16 protein-coding genes are annotated in these 19,595 nt (G+C 35.4%); 6 read left to right on the top strand and 10 right to left on the bottom strand.

All coding sequences use genetic code 11. The features are described from left to right. Positions 1 to 182 precede the first annotated feature (182 nt). The 3 genes from murB to VNJ50_RS02460 all read right to left on the bottom strand — a co-directional run bounded on the left by murB (position 183) and on the right by VNJ50_RS02460 (position 3,047). Complete coding sequence (gene murB / locus VNJ50_RS02450) at positions 183 to 1,196, bottom strand: UDP-N-acetylmuramate dehydrogenase (protein WP_325578716.1); 1,014 nt, start codon at positions 1,194 to 1,196, stop codon at positions 183 to 185. Then, positions 1,196 to 2,386, bottom strand: a complete 1,191-nt coding sequence (locus tag VNJ50_RS02455) for a pyridoxal phosphate-dependent aminotransferase (protein WP_325578718.1) — start codon at positions 2,384 to 2,386, stop codon at positions 1,196 to 1,198. Before VNJ50_RS02455 ends, murB begins: the two co-directional genes overlap by 1 nt. Positions 2,387 to 2,660: 274 nt before the next feature. Continuing rightward, positions 2,661 to 3,047, bottom strand: a complete 387-nt coding sequence (locus VNJ50_RS02460) for a DUF1573 domain-containing protein (protein WP_325578720.1) — start codon at positions 3,045 to 3,047, stop codon at positions 2,661 to 2,663. 190 nt (positions 3,048 to 3,237) lie between these two features. On the opposite strand from VNJ50_RS02460, the gene VNJ50_RS02465 reads away from it, so the two are divergent. Beyond that, positions 3,238 to 5,868 (top strand): valine--tRNA ligase, encoded by a 2,631-nt coding sequence (locus VNJ50_RS02465; protein WP_325578722.1) that lies wholly within the window; start codon positions 3,238 to 3,240, stop codon positions 5,866 to 5,868. A 60-nt stretch (positions 5,869 to 5,928) separates the two neighbouring features. On the opposite strand, the gene rodA is transcribed toward VNJ50_RS02465, so the two are convergent. The 6 genes from rodA to purH all read right to left on the bottom strand — a co-directional run bounded on the left by rodA (position 5,929) and on the right by purH (position 13,148). After that, entirely contained in the window at positions 5,929 to 7,206 is a 1,278-nt protein-coding gene (gene rodA, locus VNJ50_RS02470; RefSeq protein ID WP_325578724.1) for a rod shape-determining protein RodA, read from the bottom strand. Then, positions 7,207 to 9,150: a penicillin-binding protein 2 gene (mrdA, locus tag VNJ50_RS02475; protein ID WP_325578726.1), complete on the bottom strand. Its 1,944-nt coding sequence runs from the start codon at positions 9,148 to 9,150 to the stop codon at positions 7,207 to 7,209. Continuing rightward, positions 9,147 to 9,653, bottom strand: a complete 507-nt coding sequence (locus tag VNJ50_RS02480; protein WP_325578728.1) for a rod shape-determining protein MreD — start codon at positions 9,651 to 9,653, stop codon at positions 9,147 to 9,149. Before VNJ50_RS02480 ends, mrdA begins: the two co-directional genes overlap by 4 nt. Beyond that, positions 9,646 to 10,470 (bottom strand): rod shape-determining protein MreC, encoded by an 825-nt coding sequence (gene mreC / locus VNJ50_RS02485; RefSeq protein WP_325578730.1) that lies wholly within the window; start codon positions 10,468 to 10,470, stop codon positions 9,646 to 9,648. The genes VNJ50_RS02480 and mreC overlap by 8 nt, the downstream gene beginning before the upstream one ends. Before the next feature lie 9 nt (positions 10,471 to 10,479). Beyond that, complete coding sequence (locus VNJ50_RS02490) at positions 10,480 to 11,508, bottom strand: rod shape-determining protein (protein WP_325578732.1); 1,029 nt, start codon at positions 11,506 to 11,508, stop codon at positions 10,480 to 10,482. Between the two features lie 110 nt (positions 11,509 to 11,618). Beyond that, positions 11,619 to 13,148: a bifunctional phosphoribosylaminoimidazolecarboxamide formyltransferase/IMP cyclohydrolase gene (gene purH, locus VNJ50_RS02495; RefSeq protein WP_325578734.1), complete on the bottom strand. Its 1,530-nt coding sequence runs from the start codon at positions 13,146 to 13,148 to the stop codon at positions 11,619 to 11,621. Positions 13,149 to 13,353: 205 nt separating this feature from the next. Here purH and VNJ50_RS02500 point away from each other — a divergent pair, with 205 nt between their 5' ends. Continuing rightward, complete coding sequence (locus tag VNJ50_RS02500) at positions 13,354 to 14,604, top strand: ABC transporter permease (RefSeq protein ID WP_325578736.1); 1,251 nt, start codon at positions 13,354 to 13,356, stop codon at positions 14,602 to 14,604. 388 nt (positions 14,605 to 14,992) lie between these two features. On the opposite strand, the gene VNJ50_RS02505 is transcribed toward VNJ50_RS02500, so the two are convergent. After that, positions 14,993 to 15,448, bottom strand: coding sequence for a GAF domain-containing protein (locus tag VNJ50_RS02505; RefSeq protein WP_325578738.1), 456 nt, complete (start codon positions 15,446 to 15,448; stop codon positions 14,993 to 14,995). A gap of 90 nt (positions 15,449 to 15,538) precedes the next feature. Here VNJ50_RS02505 and xrtF point away from each other — a divergent pair, with 90 nt between their 5' ends. The 4 genes from xrtF to VNJ50_RS02525 all read left to right on the top strand — a co-directional run bounded on the left by xrtF (position 15,539) and on the right by VNJ50_RS02525 (position 19,510). Next, on the top strand, positions 15,539 to 16,090 hold the full coding sequence (xrtF, locus tag VNJ50_RS02510) for an exosortase family protein XrtF (RefSeq protein WP_325578739.1): 552 nt from the start codon (positions 15,539 to 15,541) through the stop codon (positions 16,088 to 16,090). Beyond that, positions 16,083 to 16,520 carry an exosortase F system-associated membrane protein gene (locus tag VNJ50_RS02515; RefSeq protein WP_325578741.1) on the top strand — a complete coding sequence of 146 codons (438 nt, stop codon included), beginning with the start codon at positions 16,083 to 16,085 and terminating at the stop codon, positions 16,518 to 16,520. The genes xrtF and VNJ50_RS02515 overlap by 8 nt, the downstream gene beginning before the upstream one ends. A 49-nt stretch (positions 16,521 to 16,569) precedes the next feature. Next, on the top strand, positions 16,570 to 16,977 hold the full coding sequence (locus VNJ50_RS02520) for an HYC_CC_PP family protein (RefSeq protein WP_325578743.1): 408 nt from the start codon (positions 16,570 to 16,572) through the stop codon (positions 16,975 to 16,977). A gap of 280 nt (positions 16,978 to 17,257) precedes the next feature. Further along, on the top strand, positions 17,258 to 19,510 hold the full coding sequence (locus tag VNJ50_RS02525; protein WP_325578745.1) for a TonB-dependent receptor plug domain-containing protein: 2,253 nt from the start codon (positions 17,258 to 17,260) through the stop codon (positions 19,508 to 19,510). The last annotated feature ends 85 nt before the right edge of the window (positions 19,511 to 19,595 follow it).

The raw sequence follows: 19,595 nt of genomic DNA on the forward strand, positions 1-19,595 counted from the left end.
GGTTAATGGACTTGTCTTCTCATAATAGAAGACAAAACTACAAATAATCTACTTTATTATATGATTATTGTAAAGGTATCTATAAGGTCTCTTTTTTAATTGAAATGAAAATGTAATTATTGATTGCTTTATGCCATGTTTATATCATTTTTAAGGCTTCAGACAAATGTTCTGAAGCCTTGCTAAATGATGTTTACTTCTGTTTCAACAGTAATCCCAAAAATTAATTGGATTGTTTTCTGAATGAGCACAGCCAAAGCTAGGATGTCAGATCCTTTGGCACCGCCATAATTGACCAATACCAAAGCTTGTTTTTTATGGACACCGTAATTGGTGAAGGTTTTGCCTTTAAAACCAGATTTTTCTATTAACCAACCTGCTGGGACTTTAATTTCGTTTGCCGATACAACATAACTCGGTATGTCTGGAAAGTTAACTTTTAGTTTTTCAAAATGAATTTTGGAAATGACCGGGTTTTTAAAAAAACTGCCACTGTTTCCAATGTCTTTCGGATTTGGAAGTTTACTTTCCCTAATAGAAATTACGGCATTTGAAATGTCCTTGATACTCGGGTTGGTAATTCCCATGCTTTCTAATTGCGAAGTAATAGCACCATAATCCATATGTAATTGATGCTGTGTTTTCGTCAACCTTAATGTGGTGCTTAAAATAACGTATTGGTTTTTTTTACCTTGCTTAAATACCGATTCCCGATACCCAAATTGACAAGCATCTTTAGTGAATACTTCAATCTCTTTGGTATGGATATTCAGTGCTTCACAAGATTCAAAAACATCTTTGATTTCAACGCCGTAGGCTCCAATATTTTGAATGGGAACAGCGCCCACACTGCCAGGAATTAGAGATAGATTTTCAATGCCACCAAAATTACGGTCCAAACACCATAAGACAAATTGGTGCCAATTTTCGCCCGCACTGGCTTTTACGAGAACGTTGTTTTCGTTTTGGGAAACAATTTCAATACCTTTTAATGCTACGTGTATGACCAAGCAGTTAAGATCCTTAGTGAGCAACATATTGCTGCCCCCACCCAAAATAAATTTTTCAGGATAAGCCTCCAAGCTTAAAGCTGCCTTTAAGTCTTGAAGGCTTTCAACCTTTACAAAATAGCGGGCATGAGCATCTAACCCAAATGTGTTATAGGGTTGTAATGATATGTTTTCTTGAATATGCACTAGTTTGGGTAAACTTTTAACGCTTCTTTTAAAATGTGAACCGCTTTGATCAAACTTTCTTCATTGAGCACATAAGCAATCCTGATCTGGTTGAGACCTACGTTTGGCGACGAATAAAATCCTGCTGCAGGAGCTACCATGACGGTTTCTTTATTAAGGTCGTAGCTTTCCAGCAACCATTGTGCAAAATGATCGGCACTTTTAACGGGAAGTTCCACAATACAATAAAAAGCACCTTTAGGTTCGGCTATTTTAAGACCTTCAATCGTTTTTAATTCACGGATCAATGTGTTTCTACGTTTGACGTATTCTTCAATGACATCATCAAAATAGCTTTGTGGTGTATCAAGCGCGGCTTCACTTGCAATTTGTGCTAAGGTTGGTGGACTTAATCGCGCTTGTGCAAATTTAAGTGCCGTTTGGATGACTTCTTTGTTTCTTGACACAAAATATCCAATTCTTGCACCACACATGCTGTATCGCTTAGATACTGAATCGATCATAATTGCGTGGTCTTCCAAACCTTCTTCTTGCATGATGGAGTAAAACTCATTGCCATCATAAACAAATTCTCTGTAAACTTCGTCTGCAATTAGGAAAAGATCGTGTTTTTTAACCAAATCGGCCAGTTGTTTAATTTCTTCCCTAGAGTAAAGATAACCAGTTGGATTACCAGGATTACAAATTAAAATAGCTTTGGTTTTATCGGTAATCAGTTTTTCAAATTCTGAAATTGGAGGTAATGCAAAATTGTCTTCAATTTTGGAAATCACCGGAACAACGTTTATATCAGACGCTGTCGAAAAACCGTTATAATTAGCATAAAACGGTTCAGGAATGATAATTTCATCGCCTGAATCCATAATGCTTCCAAAAGCAAATAGTAAAGCTTCGCTGCCGCCAGTAGTTACAATGATGTCGTTGTGGCCAACATGGATATTGTTTTTAGCATAATAATTGGCTATCTTTTTTCTATATTCTTCTGAACCTTCAGATCGTGAATATGCCAAAATATCCACGGAAGTTGCTTTTACGGCATCCATGGCTATTTTTGGGGTTTTTATGTCGGGTTGTCCAATGTTTAAATGATATACAGTTTTACCGTCCTTGTACGCCTGTTCTGAGTAAGGGACTAACTTTCTGATAGGTGAAGAAGGCATTAATTGGCCTTTCTTTGAAATTTTTGGCATGATGTTTATAATTTAAGGTGGTAAAGTTCTGAAATTTATCTCAAAGATTCCTGAAAATGATCAGCGAATAAAAGAATGGTGTCCTATAGATTTTTAAATTGGCTGAATACTATGTTTTAGGCCGCTGAGAATGAAAATATTTGTTTTTTTTGGAGCTTGGTCTTCTATTCTTTTTTAAGTTGCAAATTACTTGTATTTGCATAAAAAAACCCTCAACTAAGAGGGCTTTCAAATTATTTAAACAAGAGTATAGGCATTAAAACCGGCTCTTTTTTTAAAGATTCGTTTTTTGGACAACTTCACCTTTAATCTTAAGTGCTACAATAGGCGTGTCGGCATTAGAAACTACTGTAATGGTTTTTCTTATCGGATTAACAAGTTGCGTGTCATATTTTACTTCTATTTCACCTTTTTCGCCGGGAAGAATTGGTTTTTCAGGTTTTTTAGGAATTGTACAACCACAAGTTGAAGTGACTCTAGTGATAATTAATGGGGCTGTACCTGTATTTGTAAATTCAAAAACACGAACGCCATTAGCTCCTTTTTCAATTGTGCCATAATCAATGACGTCAGTTTTAAATTGAATCTTAGCGACTTTTTCTTGTGCATAAACAGAAACGCCTAACATTCCTACAAATAACATTACTACTAAATTTTTCATCATTTTATGTTTTAAATTGATTAAATCAAAATTAGTTACTTTTAATTAGTTCACAAAATTTTTTAGTTGAACTGCATTATTCTTTTAAAAATCGGAGTCTGAATTTAGATGAATATTTGTTTTTATAATTTCACTCAAAACAGAAATATAAGTAACTTTGCAGGTTATTATACAAAAACAGTACCAAAGTATGCATATTCCAACAAAATACTCCGCTTCATATGTAGAGGATAAATGGTATTCCTATTGGATGGAACACAATTATTTTAAGTCGGTTCCTGATGAAAGAGAACCTTACACAATTGTTATTCCGCCACCAAACGTTACCGGAGTTTTGCACATGGGGCATATGCTCAACAATACCATTCAGGATGTGCTTATCCGTCGTGCACGTTTACAAGGTAAAAATGCGTGCTGGGTGCCGGGTACCGACCATGCCTCAATAGCCACCGAAGCAAAAGTTGTTGCCAAGCTTAAAGAACAAGGTATTGACAAAAGTTCATTGTCGCGCGAGGAGTTTTTGAGTCATGCTTGGGAATGGACTCATGAATATGGCGGTGTTATTTTAGAACAATTAAAAAAATTAGGATGTTCATGCGATTGGGATCGTACTAAATTTACGATGGATCATGAAATGAGCGAATCCGTGATTGCTGTTTTTGTCGATCTGTATAATAAAGGATTGATTTATCGGGGTTACCGCATGGTCAATTGGGATCCTGAAGCCAAGACCACATTGTCTGATGAAGAGGTGATCCATATTGAGCGCACCGATAAATTGTACTATGTAAAGTATCAAATTGAAAACGAAGATGGTTTTGTAACCATCGCTACGACACGCCCAGAAACCATCTTGGGAGATACTGCTGTTTGCGTAAACCCTAATGATGAGCGTTTTAAACATTTGGTTGGAAAAAATGTCATTGTACCTATTTGCAACAGGGTCGTTCCTATTATTGCAGATGATTATGTAGATATGGAATTTGGTACAGGATGTCTGAAAATTACACCTGCACACGATGTTAATGATAAAGAAATTGGTGATCGGCACCATTTGGAAGTCATCGATATTTTAAATGAAGACGCAACCTTAAACAATTTTGGTTTGCATCATCAAGGAAAAGATAGGGTAGTGGCTCGAAATGATGTTGCGCAAGAATTGAAGGATTTGGGCATTCTTGATAAAACTGAAGATATTGTCCATAAAGTCGGCACAAGTGAGCGTACCAAAGCGGTGATAGAACCGCGTCTTTCCGATCAGTGGTTTTTGAAAATGGAAGAGTTGGCAAAACCCGCTATTAAAGCCGTTTTGGAAGATGAAGAGGTGAAATTATTTCCTAAACGATTTAATAATACCTATCGCCATTGGATGGAAAATATCCGTGATTGGAATATTTCACGTCAGCTACTTTGGGGACAGCAAATTCCTGCCTATTTCTATGGCGAAGGGAAAAATGATTTTGTGGTGGCGCAAAACATTAAGAAAGCCCTAATATTAGCCCGAGAAAAAACAAATAATCCAGAACTTACTATTGATGATTTAAAGCAAGATGAAGATGCTTTGGATACTTGGTTTTCGTCATGGATTTGGCCAATAAGTGTTTTTGATGGCATTCGTCATCCCAATAATCCAGAAATAGAATATTATTATCCCACCAACGATTTGGTCACCGGACCGGATATTCTGTTCTTTTGGGTAGCGCGAATGATCATTTCTGGTTATGAATACCGAAATGAACGACCGTTTCAAAACGTTTACCTCACTGGATTGGTGCGTGATAAACAACGTCGAAAAATGAGCAAATCCTTGGGGAATTCTCCAGATGCTCTAAAATTGATTACGGATTATAGTGCCGATGGTGTTCGTGTGGGATTATTGCTGAGTTCGGCGGCCGGAAACGATTTGATGTTTGATGAAGAATTGTGCAATCAAGGAAAAGGTTTTGCAAACAAAATCTGGAATGCCTTCCGATTGGTAAAAGGTTGGGAAATTGCTGAAATAGCTCAACCAGAAGCTTCAAAAATTGCCATTGAATGGTACCAAGCAAGATTTCAGCAAGCGTTCTCGGAAATTGAAGATCATTATAGCAAATACAGATTGTCTGATGCGCTTATGGGAATTTACAAGTTGGTTTGGGATGATTTCTGTTCGTGGTTATTGGAAATCATCAAACCGGAATATAAACAACCTATCGATTCAAAAACATTTAATAGTGTAATTGAAATTTTTGAATCCAATTTAAAACTGCTTCATCCATTTATGCCTTTTTTAACGGAAGAAATCTGGCATTTTATTGCTGAACGTACGCCCGAAGAGGCCTTGATTGTTGCTAAATATCCGGAGATTCAACCATTTGATGCACAATTAATTTCTGATTTTGAACTAGTAAAAGAGGTGGTTTCAGGAATACGAACTATTAGGAAGGATAAAAATATTTCCTTTAAAGACAGTATTGAACTGTCATTTATCAATAATGAAAATCTACCTGAAAGTTATAATTCGGTTATTGCAAAGATGGGAAATGTATCCACAATAACATCTGTTAATGAAGCTGTTGATGGCGCCTTAAGTTTCAGGGTCCATTCCAATGAATATTTTATTCCTATTTCTGGAGCTATTAATGTTGAAGAAGAAATCAAAAAACTGAATGACGAATTAAAATATACGGAAGGTTTCTTGAAATCAGTTCAAAATAAGTTGGCCAATGAGCGTTTTGTAAATAATGCACCAGCACAAGTTTTGCAAAATGAACGTAATAAGGAGGCCGATGCATTAGCTAAAATAGAAACACTTAAAGCTAGCTTGGCGAACTTGACATAGAAGAAATCGTTTTGTGCTATTTGTAAAGTTAGATTTTGGGTGGATTTTTAAATGATGATTTTACCATTCATTAATTCTGTTAGAATCTAACTTAACAAAAATAAACAGCAAAATGGTAAATGCCCAAAGTGCAGAACCGCCATAGCTAAAAAACGGAAGTGGAATACCGATAGTTGGAATAAGTCCCATGACCATGCCAATATTGATCATAAAATGGATGAATAGGATGGAGGCCACACAATACCCATAAATACGGCTGAATTGTGATTTTTGCAATTCGGCCAAATATAAAATCCGGAGGAGCAGCGCAACAAAAAGCAGGACGACCAACGCACTGCCCATAAAGCCCCATTCTTCGCCCACGGTGCTAAAAATATAATCGGTATGTTGCTCAGGAACAAATTTACCGGTCGTTCTAGTGCCTTGTAAAAAACCTTTTCCTGTCAAACCTCCAGAGCTTATTGCTTTTTCAGATTCGTGCAAGTTATAAAGGATGGTTTGTTTCATTTCATGAAGTGCATCTGGATCGCGCTCTAGCCTTAACCAAATGCCTATTCTGTCTTTTTGATGGACTTGTAAAATAGAATTATAAAAATATTTAACTCCAAAAGACACCACAATACATGCTAAAAGAATGGCGATAGGTTGAACAATATTTGGACGTTTTTTTTGTCCAAAATAGTGATGTCCAAAAATTAAAATGGCCGAAACCATAACTGCAACTGTCACATTAAATTTAAGGGCCAATATTGATAGCATAATTAAGAAGACGGCAATGACAAGGTATATTTGCTGTAAACCTTCTCTATAAAATACAAAAAAGAAAGCCGCATAAACCACGGTGCTACCAGCATCATTTTGTAGTAAGATGAGCATGGCGGGTACCACAATAATACCAACGGTTTTAAGTTGATCTTTAAAAGTTTTCATGTTGGTTTGAAGATCGCTCATATATTTTGCAACGGCTAGGGACGTTGCAAATTTTGCAAACTCACTGGGCTGCAATGTCATTCCTCCAATGGAATACCACGCTGTGGCACCATTGACGTTTTTTCCGAAAATGAATAATCCTGCCAGCGAAATGAGTGATACAATATAAAAAACACTCGCAAAGCGTTCATAGAATTTAGCGTCCAAAGCTAAAACAAGAATGACTAAAACAAAAGTTAGTATAATGAATACCAATTGTTTTCCATAAGGTTGGCTGGTATCAAAATAACTCGTTATTTCTCCAGAATGGGAGGCCGATATAATGTTGAGCCATCCAAAACCAAGGAGCAACAAAAATAGGACAATGATGATCCAATCAAAATTTAATCCTCTATGATCTCTTTGCATTTAGTTTAACTTAAATGGTGATGGTGCATTAATTGGATTTGATGTTGTATCCGGCTTTATCTTATCAATAACCTGTAATGCCGATTCTCTATTAATGCCAAATGGTTTTCCTGAATAAGGTTTCGCATATTCATTTTCTAAACTATGCGTTAAAATCCAGTTTTCCATAGCGGTCATTGTGACGTTTCCTTTAATATATTTCTCGATCATCAAACTGGCTATACGACCAGCAAACCGACTTCCCCAGTAACCATTTTCAACAAAAACCGCAATGGCAATTTTTGGATCGTCTTTTGGCGCAAAAGCTACAAAAATCGAATGGTCAGTTAATTGAGTGGTCTTTCCATCGATCTTCATAAAGTTTTCAGCAGTACCGGTTTTACCACAAATGTCAATACCAGGCACTCTAAGGGTAGCGGCTGTTCCTACATTATAAGCATCAAACATGCCTTGAACAATAGGTTCAAAATGTTCTTTGTCGATAGTGGTATAGTTGGGCGTTGTATATTTTTTGTCAATTTCGCCACCTTCAATTTGTTTGATAATGTGCGGTGTGTAAAAATAGCCACGATTACTGATAGCTGCTACCATGTTAGCCAATTGAATTGGTGTGGCAACAACTTCACCTTGACCAATAGAATTAGAAATATTGTAGGTGGACGACCAGCGGTTTGCGCCATACCATTTGTCATAAAAATCACCATCAGGAATATGTCCTTTATTTCCAATTTTAAGGTCGTAGCCTAAATAATTACCCAATCCAAAACTTTTCACATGATTGCTCCATACATCCATGCCTTCTTTTGGTTTGGCATATTTTTCTATAATACGGCGATAGACATTTACAAAATAAGCATTGCAAGATTGTGCAATACCGGTATTCATGGCCAATGGACTAGCATGGCTGTGACATCCTGTCAAACGTCTGTTTCCTAAATAATACCCGTGCCTACACGTAAATTGTTCTTGAGTGGTCACCACCTTTTCCTGGAGGCCTATCAATGCAGTTAATACTTTAAAGGGCGATCCTGGTGGGTATTGTGCTTGTAAACTTCGGTCATAGAGTGGTTTTGCAATCGTATCGTTATATAACTTGGAAAAATTTCTGGAGCGCTGTCTTCCAACCAACAAATTGGGATTATAAGATGGTGCCGAAACCATGGCAAGAATCTCTCCCGAACTTGGTTCTATGGCAATAATACCACCGTGTTTTTGGGTCATTAAAAGTTCACCGTATTTCTGCAGTTCAGAATCAATGGTAATGCTGATATCTTTTCCTGGAACTGGTAAAGTGTCATAAATACCTTCTTTATAAGGGCCGATATCTCGGTTAAATCTGTCTTTTTGGATGAATTTAATTCCTTTTACACCACGTAATACTTCTTCATAAGACAATTCAACACCTTGTTTTCCTATTAAATCTCCACTTTTATAATAAGGATCGTTTTCAATGATATAATTGTTGACTTCTCCAATATCTCCCAAAACATTCGCTCCAATATTAGTTTGATAATCTCTCAAAGACCGTTTCTGAATATAGAAACCTTCATATTTGCGTATTTTTTCCTGCAAAACGGCATATTCAATTCTTGACAGCTGAGGTATAAATACAGATGGCAATCGGGGTGAATAGCGGTAGGCTTTATTGTAGAAGTTGATAAAATCTTCTTTTGTAATTTTTAAAAGATTACAAAATTCCAAAGTATCCATTTCTTTTACTTCCCTAGGGATGAACATCACATCATAAGATGGTTGGTTGGCAACGAGCAATTTGCCGTTTCTGTCATAAACGTAACCTCGTTTTGGATAATCATAGACTTTTCTGATGGCATTGTCATCTAGCAAGCTATAGGAATCTTCATTGTACACTTGCAGATAAAACAAGCGTGCAATAAAAACCAAGCCCACAAAAACTATAGTTAAAAGAAGGAGCAGTTTTCTCATTTACGTTTTTGACTAAAAAGAATTGTGATTATTAGACAAAGAATAATAGTGAAAATCCCAGAGAATAATGTGTTTTTAAGTATTAAAATTATTTTGGAAATGTTAAAAATTTCGAGTGAAAACAGGATCAGATGATGGATAAAAATCATTGCCGAAAAATACGTCAGTTTACTTCCAAAATCGATCTGGTCAAATTTCACCGATTGATAGTCATACACGGTTCCAAAAGTGAATTTTAGAAACACAGGTCTTATATACGCAATGATCACGCAGGCCGCAGCATGTATGCCTCCCGAATCTGAAAATACATCTATACACAAACCAAGCAAAAATGCAAGAAACACAAATGCCGTTCGGTTGCTGTTTGCCGGATATAAAATAATAAATAAAATATAGATATAAGGGTTGATATGGCCCATGAAATTGATCCGGTTAAAGATCAATGCCTGTAACAAAACCAGAATGATAAACCTTGCGGCCATGTTTAGGGTAATCTTAGTCATCTCTAGGTTTTTGTAATGATTTTATCTCTGGAGCTTGTAAGTTTTCAATAACATAGACATGGCCAATATTGGTCATGTCGTTAAACAACTTTACGTTTACGATGTAAGTATCACCACCTGTATCAAGCTTGTAGGAGTCTATAGTGCCTATTAAAATGCCTTTTGGGAAAATAGTAGATTGTCCACCTGTTATGATAGTGTCGCCAATTGTAACTGGTGCGAATTTTGAAATATCAATAAGTTGGGCAAGTTCTGTGGATTCTGTATCCCACACCAAAGAACCGATATGATTGGTCTTTTTTAACTGTGCATTTATTCGGCTTCGGGTGTTTAAAATGGATAGAACGGAAGAAAAATTGTTAGATGTGTTTTCAATAATTCCAACAATTCCTTTCGATGTAACCACACCTTGGTCTATTTTGATACTGTCTTTTTTTCCTTTATTTATAGTGAGATAATTGGTCGTTTGAGAATAACTATTTTTATAAACATCGGCCGTCCTAAATCTAAAATGCTCATTTAATATCAAACTGTCTTTTAAATGATGGGTTATGGTGTCCACGCCCCAATTGTGAACAATCGATTTCAACATTCGGTTTTCTTCCAAGAGTGCTGAATTTTCTTTTCTTAAATTGAAGTACTGTCCAATACCGTTGGAAAATTGGTACAACGTTCCTGTAACTGCATTTGAGGAATTGATGAATTTACTTTTGTGATACGAATGTGATTGAATAGTTAAAAACAAAGACAATCCAAGCAGCAACAAAAACACAAGAAAAGTTTTGTTCCTAAGTACAAAGTTTATGATTTGTTGCATTCGGGTTCACTATTTTATCAGGATACTCTTGAATTTTGGAAGGTTTTTTAATACAATACCTGTTCCTCTTACAACAGCTCTCAAAGGATCTTCGGCAATATAAACAGGCAAATCTGTTTTTTGTGACAGACGTTTGTCTAAACCTCTTAACATTGACCCTCCTCCAGCAAGATAAATTCCGGTATTGTAAATGTCGGCAGCCAGTTCTGGCGGTGTTTGCGACAAGGTTTCCATAACCGAATCTTCAATACGTAAAATAGATTTATCGAGCGCTTTTGCAATTTCACGATAAGAAATTTGAACCTGTTTAGGTTTTCCTGTTAAAAGGTCACGACCTTGAACACTCATTTCATCTGGCGGTAATTCCAAATCTTCAGTAGCAGCTCCGATTTGGATTTTAATTTTTTCTGCGGTGCGCTCTCCAACATATAAGTTGTGCTGTGTACGCATATAATAAACAATATCGTTGGTAAATACATCACCAGCCACTTTAACCGATTTATCACATACAATCCCGCCTAATGCAATTACTGCAATTTCGGTAGTACCACCTCCTATGTCCACAATCATATTTCCCTTGGGTTGCATGATATCAATACCAATACCAATTGCTGCAGCCATAGGTTCGTGGATCAAATATACTTCCTTCCCATTAACACGCTCACAAGATTCTTTAACAGCACGCATTTCAACTTCTGTAATTCCAGAAGGAATACAAACAACCATTCGTAATGCTGGCGTAAAAAACTTTTTCTTTAAGGCAGGAATGTTTTTAATAAACAAATTGATCATTTGCTCAGAGGCATCAAAATCAGCAATAACCCCATCTTTTAAAGGTCGAATGGTTTTAATGTTCTCATGTGTTTTACCCTGCATCATATTGGCTTCTTTACCAACGGCAATTATTTTTCCTGAAATTCGGTCTCTTGCAACAATTGAAGGACTATCTACAACCACTTTATCGTTGTGAATAATTAATGTGTTGGCAGTTCCTAAATCTATGGCTATTTCCTCAGTTAAGAAGTCAAAAAATCCCATGTGTGTTATTGATTGTTTAGGTTGATGATTCGTTTGTTTTTGATATTGTTGTAAATGTAATAAAACTTCATAAATATAAAGGGTTTATTACAAATGTGTTTTTTTGTCTTTTAATGTTTAAAATGACGTGTTCCTGTCATTACCATAGCCATATTATTGGCATTGCAATAATCCACACTCAAATCGTCTTTAATAGAACCTCCAGGTTGGATTACAGCTGTAATACCCGCGTTTTTTGCAATTTCCACACAATCAGGGAACGGAAAAAAAGCATCACTAGCCATCACTGCACCTTTCAAATCAAAATTAAATGACTGTGCTTTATGGATGGCTTGGTTAAGCGCATCCACACGACTGGTTTGTCCGGTTCCGCTAGCGCACAATTGTTGGTTTTTAACTAATACAATTGTGTTCGATTTGGTGTGTTTGCAAATTTTTGAAGCGAATATTAAATCTTCTAACTCATTTTGAGTAGGTTTATTGTTGGTCGAATAGGTTAAATCTGAAATAGCATCCGTAATATTATCTCTATCTTGAACCAAAATTCCGTTCAAACAAGTTCTAACCGTTGTTTGCGAAAGTTCTACGTCTTTTTGTACCAATAAAATTCTGTTTTTCTTACTTTCTAGAATTTCTCTCGCTTCCGCAGAAAAGCTAGGAGCTATGACCACTTCACAAAATAAACTATTGATTTCTTGAGCAGTTGTTTCGTCAATTTCGGTATTGGCAATTAAAATACCACCAAACGCCGAAACTGGATCGCCAGCCAAAGCATCTACATAAGCTTGGTGCAAGGTTGGACGTTGTGCAAATCCGCAGGCATTATTATGTTTTAAAATAGCAAATGTTGGCGCTTCACCTTTAAATTCGTTCATTAAATTAACAGCGGCATCAACATCTAATAAGTTGTTATAGCTTAATTCCTTACCATGAAGTTGATCGAACATCGCATTAAAATCGCCATAGAAATATCCTTTTTGATGTGGGTTTTCGCCATAACGAAGTTCTTTACCATTAGTTTCACTAATTTTTAAAACCGTTTCTTGCTGATCGCTATTGAAATAGTTGAAAATAGAGGTGTCATAATGTGACGACACATTAAACGCCTTGGCCGCAAAACGTTTTCTGTCTGCGCTTGTGGTCTCACCTTTCTTGGATTGTAACAATTCCAAAAACTCGGCATAATCATCAACTGAGGCTACACAAACCACGTCTTCATAGTTTTTGGCTGCAGCTCTGATCAAAGAAATTCCGCCAATATCTATTTTTTCAATAATATCTTCATGACTTGAACCTGACGCTACGGTTTTTTCAAATGGATATAAGTCCACGATGACCAAATCAATTTGTGGGATATTGTAGTCTGCCAATTCTGAAATGTCTTGGGCATTATTTTGACGGTTCAAAATGCCACCAAAAATTTTTGGATGCAATGTTTTGACACGTCCGCCCAAAATAGAAGGATAAGAAGTTACCTTTTCTACAGGAATAACGTTGATGTTTAGTGCTTTAATAAAGCTTTCAGTGCCTCCGGTAGAATAAATCGTAACGCCTAACCGGTCTAATTCTTTAACAATAGGTTCTAATCCGTCTTTACTGAAAACAGAAATTAAGGCAGTTGAAATGGTTTTGTTATTCATGGTGTTGTGTGTTTGTTTTAGCTTTATTTATGATAAAAGCCTATGAGAAAAATAATATTTAGTAAAAAAGTGATTTTTAAAGTGCAAAAGTACATATTCTTCAAGACAATTAAAGACAAGATCCTAGAGTTTATTTATGTTTTTTGTAACAAAAAAATATTAAAAACGTCCTATCTTTAAATTTGTTTTAAAACACCAAGAATCGATGCTGCTTTACCTTCGTTTATTTAAAGAAAGTTTTTCATTTGCCATCAATGCGCTCACCACTAATAAACTGCGTACATTTTTGTCGCTATTGGGTGTGACCATCGGTATTTTTTCGATTATTGCTGTTTTGGCGGCGGTTGATTCTTTAGATAGAAATATTCAAGATCAGCTTTCTGGCTTAGATAAGAATACCATCTATTTAACTAAGTTTTCATTTGGTCCAACGTCGGTGCCACGTTGGCAGCGGGATAATTTTCCACAGACGGAATATGGTGATTTTGAATTTGTAAGACGAAATGTGCCAGATATTGCAGCTTCTGCATATACTATTTTTGGAAATCCACAAACGGTGAGATACGGGTCGGAGACTATTTCGGGAGTAGATATAAGTCCGGTGTCCAATGAAATTTATGAAATTGAAAACATCAAAATTGAAAACGGTCGATTTTATACCGAATCAGAATCAAATAATGGCTCTCCGGTCATTGTTCTTGGACATTCTATTGCCGAGAATTTATTTGGAAACTCCAATCCCATCGGAAAGCAAATTAGAGTTTACGGTCGTAAGTTGACCGTTATTGGTGTTATAAAAAAAATGGGAGGTGGCTTAGGTGGAGGTCCTGATGATAAAGGTTTTGTTCCTGCAAATTTTGTCCGACGTTTTCAAACTGGTGGTATTGGTGGTATTCCTGGGGCTATTATTATAAAACCCAAAAAAGGCGTCGATATGGGGGCTTTTGAAAATGTTTTAAAACAAAAATATAGAGTTTATAGGGGTTTGAAAGCAGGTGAGCCTGATAATTTTTTTGTAAATAAAATGTCTGGTTTTACGGATGCTATTGACGGTATTATTGGGACAATGAACGCTATGGGATGGATTATTAGTGGTTTTTCACTATTAGTTGGAGGATTCGGAATTGCAAATATTATGTTTGTGAGCGTAAAAGAACGTACAAATCTTATTGGAATACAAAAGTCATTAGGCGCAAAAAACAGATTTATCCTGTTCCAGTTTTTGTTTGAAGCGGTTATTTTAGCAGTCATTGGCGGTCTTGTAGGTCTCTTTTTTGTATGGATAGGATCATTGATTGCCTCACAGTTTACTGGCGATTTTGAATTTGTACTTTCTACCGGAAATATGTTTTTAGGATTTATGCTTTCTACACTTATCGGATTGATTTCAGGGGTAATTCCAGCTATTTCAGCATCAAAATTAGATCCTGTGGAAGCAATCAGAACAGGAATGTAGATTGTAAACTCCTAAATAAATTATCTAAATTTTACACGAATTTTTAAAAAAGAATCTGTGTGTTTGAGTTAAAACTCCTCTGTGTCCTATGACAATAGAACACTGATGACGCTGATTAGGCGGATTTTCATTGATTTTTTAGACAAGAATCGCACTAATTTTGCGGATTTCAAAAAAAACATTGAGTTTAAGTGAAAGCACTAATACACAAGTGTTTCTAGAGCTTATTTGTGATCCCGATAGCTATCGGGAGTGGCCTTTAAAATATACGTCCTGCGAGCATTATTTCATTGAGGTGCACTGAGGGAATACGAAGTGTTTTTTACTTCTCCCTAGTTGTTTAGATCGATTTCAATTTCGACTTCAACTTCAATTTCTCAGAGTTACCCTAAAGTATTGAAGCCACTCTAGCGCAAACAAACTCCAAAAAGCGTTCATCCTTTTCAGTAAACGGATCAATCGTATTAGAATCAATATCAATTTGCCCAATATTTTTGCCATTTACAAAAATCGGAATCACAATTTCTGATTTTACCGTAATACTGCACGCTATATAATTATCTTGTGCAGACACATCCGGAACGACAAAGTTTTTATTGCTAACCGCCACTTGTCCACAAATCCCTTTTCCAAAAGGAATAATCGTATGATCGGTAGGTGCGCCAACATAAGGGCCTAATTTTAATTCGTTTTTATCGCCGTTTTTAAAGTAAAACCCAACCCAATTATAATAATCAACATGCGATTCCAACACCTCACATACCGCAAGCAAACGCTCATCGACAGAACGTTCTTGATCTGAAATTATAGAATTGATGAGAGGTTTAAGTTTTTCTAATGCCATTGTTTAAAAGTTTTGGTAAAAGTATTCAAAAACTACCGCTTCAATTCTGCTTTTTGTATATTTTTAACAGCATATATAAAAACACTTTTTTTGAAGAATCTTTTCATAAAATATAAATCGGTTATTAAGTTTATTGGGACTTTTTTATTGGTTTATGCTACATTGAGTTTTATCTACAAATTGTATTTGGATTTTTCCGATGGTTCAACCTATTATCCCGATTATTTTACCAATTTGGTTTCAAAACAAACCAATGCCTTTTTGCATACTTTGGGTTATGATTCGCAAATAGTGAATCATCCAGATGAACCTTCAATGAAACTTATAATCAATGGCCAATTTGTTTTACGATTAATTGAAGGTTGTAATTCCATAAGTGTTGTCATTTTATTTGGGTCATTTGTAACTGCGTTTGCCGATAGATTCAAACCTACTTTTTTGTATGTTTTGGCAGGCAGTGTGCTTATTTACATCGTTAATTTAGTGCGACTTGTGATTTTATCATTAGGATTATATCATTATCCGTCGCGACAAGAGGTAATGCATAGCGTTATTTTTCCATTGATTATCTATGGAATGGTTTTTTTGCTTTGGATATTTTGGATCAAGAGGCTTTCAAATTTAAACCGAACCAATGCGTAGTATTACTAAGCTGATAGCGCTTTTAGTACTTTTCGGGTTATTGGTGCTGATACGCGCTTTTGAAAACCAATTATTCTATGATCCTTACCTCAATTTTTTCAAAAATGACTATTTGTATATCGATAATCCCCGCCGTGAAGTTTTTAAAGTGACACTTTTTACTGCATTGAGATATTTTCTGAATTCTATAATCTCATTGGGCATTATTTTTATTTTATTTAAAGATAGAAGTATGATTAAGTTTTCGGCACTTATTTATGTCTTGTCTTTTTTTGTATTATTGACGTTTTTTCTATATTTCGTAATCAATCCAAAACAAGAAGATTATTACATTTTCTTTAATATTAGACGTTTTTTGATCCAACCTATTTTGTTATTGCTTTTATTGCCAGCTTTTTATTATGATCAATTAAAATTCAAAAAACACTGATTTTTTATGGTAAGTTGGGATAAAATGTTTTTTTGTAATTTTGCATCGAATGAATCAAAAAGGCGTCCATAAAATCCTTTCCTTGGCAATGGCAATTTTACTGCTCTTGTCCACCAATTCATTTATTTTGGAGAAGCATTTTTGTGGTGATGTTTTGATCGATACATCAATTTTTTCCAAGGCAAATTCCTGTGATGTTGATGAAACGTCCAAAGCCGCTTTAGAAAAAAAATCATGTTGCGAAAACGAACTTGAGATTGTCAAAGGTCAGGACAAGCTAAAAAAGGCATCTTCCGAAGATTTGCAAATTGACCAACATTTTTTAATAACTACTTTTATATTTTCCTATATTAATCTTTTTGAAGGATTACCTGAACAGGTTATTCCTCATAAAGATTATTCTCCACCTACTTTGGTCACCGATATACAGGTTTTGAACCAAGTATTCACCATTTGATTCTTTAATTCAAAAAAATGTAGTGGCGCAGTGGCGTTAATTACATTAATAATTGAACCATCAAATAGTTTACAAGAAAATCTTAGAATACAGCAAAAAGTTTCGAACAAATTAATTTAGAGAAGAACGAAAAGTTTCGATTTTTCACGGATTTATTGAAATTATAATCAAAAGTGTTATTAAAAAACATTTCAAAAATCCTTGATAGATATATTTTTTTAAAGTGTATTTATTTGCTCGTAAATCTCTTAAGTTTTTAAATATCAATAGAAATTAATAAATGAAAAATATACTTTACAGCTTCATGTTCCTGCCGATATTTATTTTTTCACAAGAAAAAATAGAAGGAATCATTGTTGAAATAACCGAACAAAAACAAACTTTGCCACTTCCGGGTGCCAATGTATATTGGCTGGATTCCACTATTGGTGCAACAACCGATATTGATGGGAAATTCAGTATTCCCTATCAAAAGGAATTTACAAAACTGGTGATTAGTTACGTGGGTTATAAAACAGATACCTTAACGGTTATTTCTCCAAAATATATCAAACATTCCTTAAGACCAACCAGTGAGTTGGACGAAATTACCGTTACTTCAAGAAAACAAGCCACTTCAAAATCGTATATGCAATCGGCCAATGTGACGTTTATAAGTAGTGACGAATTATTGAAAGCCGCCTGTTGCAATTTGTCCGAAAGTTTTGAAACCAATCCTTCAATCGATGTTAATTTTGCAGATGCCGTGACAGGCACACGCCAGATAAAAATGTTGGGATTGACCAGTCCGTATATCTTGATTACTGCTGAAAATATCCCTACTATTCGTGGTGCTTCGCAAGCTTACGGACTGAGTTTTACGCCAGGAACTTGGGTAGAAAGTATCCAAATTACCAAAGGTGCCGGAAGTGTGGTCAATGGTTTTGAAAGTATTGCCGGACAAATTAATACAGAACTCGTGAAACCTACGACAGACAACAGGTTTTTTGTTAATCTTTATGGTGGAAATAATGAACGGTTTGAAGCCAATGTGCATTTAAACACCAAAGTCAGTGAAAAATGGAGTACAGGATTGTATCTTCATGGTAATACACAGAACAAAAAGCACGATGTTAATGACGACGGATTTATGGATATGCCTATTTATGATCAAATAAATTTCATGAACCGCTGGCAATATACCAATCCAGAAAAAGGTTTTGTAAGTTTTATCAATTTCAGCTATTTGGACGATTCAAAACAAACAGGACAGCTCAATTTTAATCCCGATACGGATAAGTTGACCACCAATGCTTGGGGTAGTGAAATTGATACCAAAAGAGTTGATGTTTCGGTTAAAACAGGATACGTAAATCCTAATATCCCTTGGCAAAGTATTGGCATTCAAACCGCATTTATCAGTCATAAACAAAACTCCTATTTTGGATTGAATCTTTATGATATTTTGCATAACAGTTTATATGTTAATGGTATTTATAACACGATTATAAGTGATTCACGACATAAAATCAAAACAGGAATTAGCTATACTTATGATCATTATGATGAGTTGGTACTTATTGAAGATTTTGAACGAACCGAGAATTCAATAGGAGCCTTCATGGAATATAATTTTGATAATTTGGAAAACCTGAATTTAACGGCAGGTGTTCGTATTGACCATCATAATGTGTTGGGGACTTTTGTGACACCTCGGTTTCATGCGCGTTATACACCTTGGGAAAAATCTGCTTTTAGGATTTCTTTTGGGCGAGGAAAACGAAGCGCGAATATTTTTGCCGAAAATCAAAATATTTTTGCGACCTCAAGAACTTTGTTAATTGATGGTGGTATGCCTTTGGGTAGCTTAAAAGGTGCTTATGGTCTGGACCCTGAAATAGCATGGAATTATGGTATTTCATTTTTACAAGGTTTTAATCTTTTTGGAAATAAGGGCGACGTGACCTTTGATTATTATAGAACGGATTTCCAAAATCAGATTGTGGTTGATTTTGAAAATCCACGACAGTTAAATTTTTATAATCTTGATGGCGATAGTTATGCCAATAGTTTTCAGATAGAATTTAATTATAATGTTTTTCAAGGTTTTGATTTAAGAACGGCGTATAAGTTTTCTGATATCAAAACTCAATATAATTCAGGAAAGTTGGAAAAACCATTAACAGCTAAGCATCGTTTATTTGCAAATTTGGCTTATGAAACAAAGATGAAAGATAATCTTGCACACTGGCGATTTGATGTTACTTATAATTGGTTGGGCAAGCAAAGATTTACATCAACAGCATCAAATCCTAGTGCATACCAATTGCCAGAATATACGCCAACTGTAGGTACGTTGAATGCTCAGATTACCAAAGTGTTTTCTGAGAAATTTGAAATATATTTAGGTGGAGAAAACATGACCAATGTGAGGCAAAATAATCCAATTTTAGGTGCAGACGATCCATTTGGAGCCAATTTTGATACGACATTTGTGTACGGACCAATTTTTGGAAGTATGTATTATGCAGGACTCAGATTTAAAATAAAATAGCTTAATTTCTGCGAAGGAGGAAATCTAATTAACAAGAACACAATAGTACCCGCCAGAAACACGCTAATATTTTTTACAATACATT

The organism is Gelidibacter sp. (assembly GCF_035577925.1).
In the GTDB taxonomy this organism is placed as follows: Bacteria; Bacteroidota; Bacteroidia; order Flavobacteriales; family Flavobacteriaceae; genus Gelidibacter.

Coding starts and splice junctions, on each gene's coding strand:
- mrdA (WP_325578726.1), bottom strand. CDS start 9,150: ATGAGAAAACTGCTCCTTCTTTTAACTATAGTTTTTGTGGGCTTGGTT.
- VNJ50_RS02520 (WP_325578743.1), top strand. CDS start 16,570: ATGAATCAAAAAGGCGTCCATAAAATCCTTTCCTTGGCAATGGCAATT.
- mreC (WP_325578730.1), bottom strand. CDS start 10,470: ATGCAACAAATCATAAACTTTGTACTTAGGAACAAAACTTTTCTTGTG.
- VNJ50_RS02465 (WP_325578722.1), top strand. CDS start 3,238: ATGCATATTCCAACAAAATACTCCGCTTCATATGTAGAGGATAAATGG.
- VNJ50_RS02460 (WP_325578720.1), bottom strand. CDS start 3,047: ATGAAAAATTTAGTAGTAATGTTATTTGTAGGAATGTTAGGCGTTTCT.
- VNJ50_RS02500 (WP_325578736.1), top strand. CDS start 13,354: ATGCTGCTTTACCTTCGTTTATTTAAAGAAAGTTTTTCATTTGCCATC.
- VNJ50_RS02490 (WP_325578732.1), bottom strand. CDS start 11,508: ATGGGATTTTTTGACTTCTTAACTGAGGAAATAGCCATAGATTTAGGA.
- VNJ50_RS02525 (WP_325578745.1), top strand. CDS start 17,258: ATGAAAAATATACTTTACAGCTTCATGTTCCTGCCGATATTTATTTTT.
- rodA (WP_325578724.1), bottom strand. CDS start 7,206: ATGCAAAGAGATCATAGAGGATTAAATTTTGATTGGATCATCATTGTC.
- purH (WP_325578734.1), bottom strand. CDS start 13,148: ATGAATAACAAAACCATTTCAACTGCCTTAATTTCTGTTTTCAGTAAA.
- VNJ50_RS02505 (WP_325578738.1), bottom strand. CDS start 15,448: ATGGCATTAGAAAAACTTAAACCTCTCATCAATTCTATAATTTCAGAT.
- VNJ50_RS02515 (WP_325578741.1), top strand. CDS start 16,083: ATGCGTAGTATTACTAAGCTGATAGCGCTTTTAGTACTTTTCGGGTTA.
- VNJ50_RS02455 (WP_325578718.1), bottom strand. CDS start 2,386: ATGCCAAAAATTTCAAAGAAAGGCCAATTAATGCCTTCTTCACCTATC.
- VNJ50_RS02480 (WP_325578728.1), bottom strand. CDS start 9,653: ATGACTAAGATTACCCTAAACATGGCCGCAAGGTTTATCATTCTGGTT.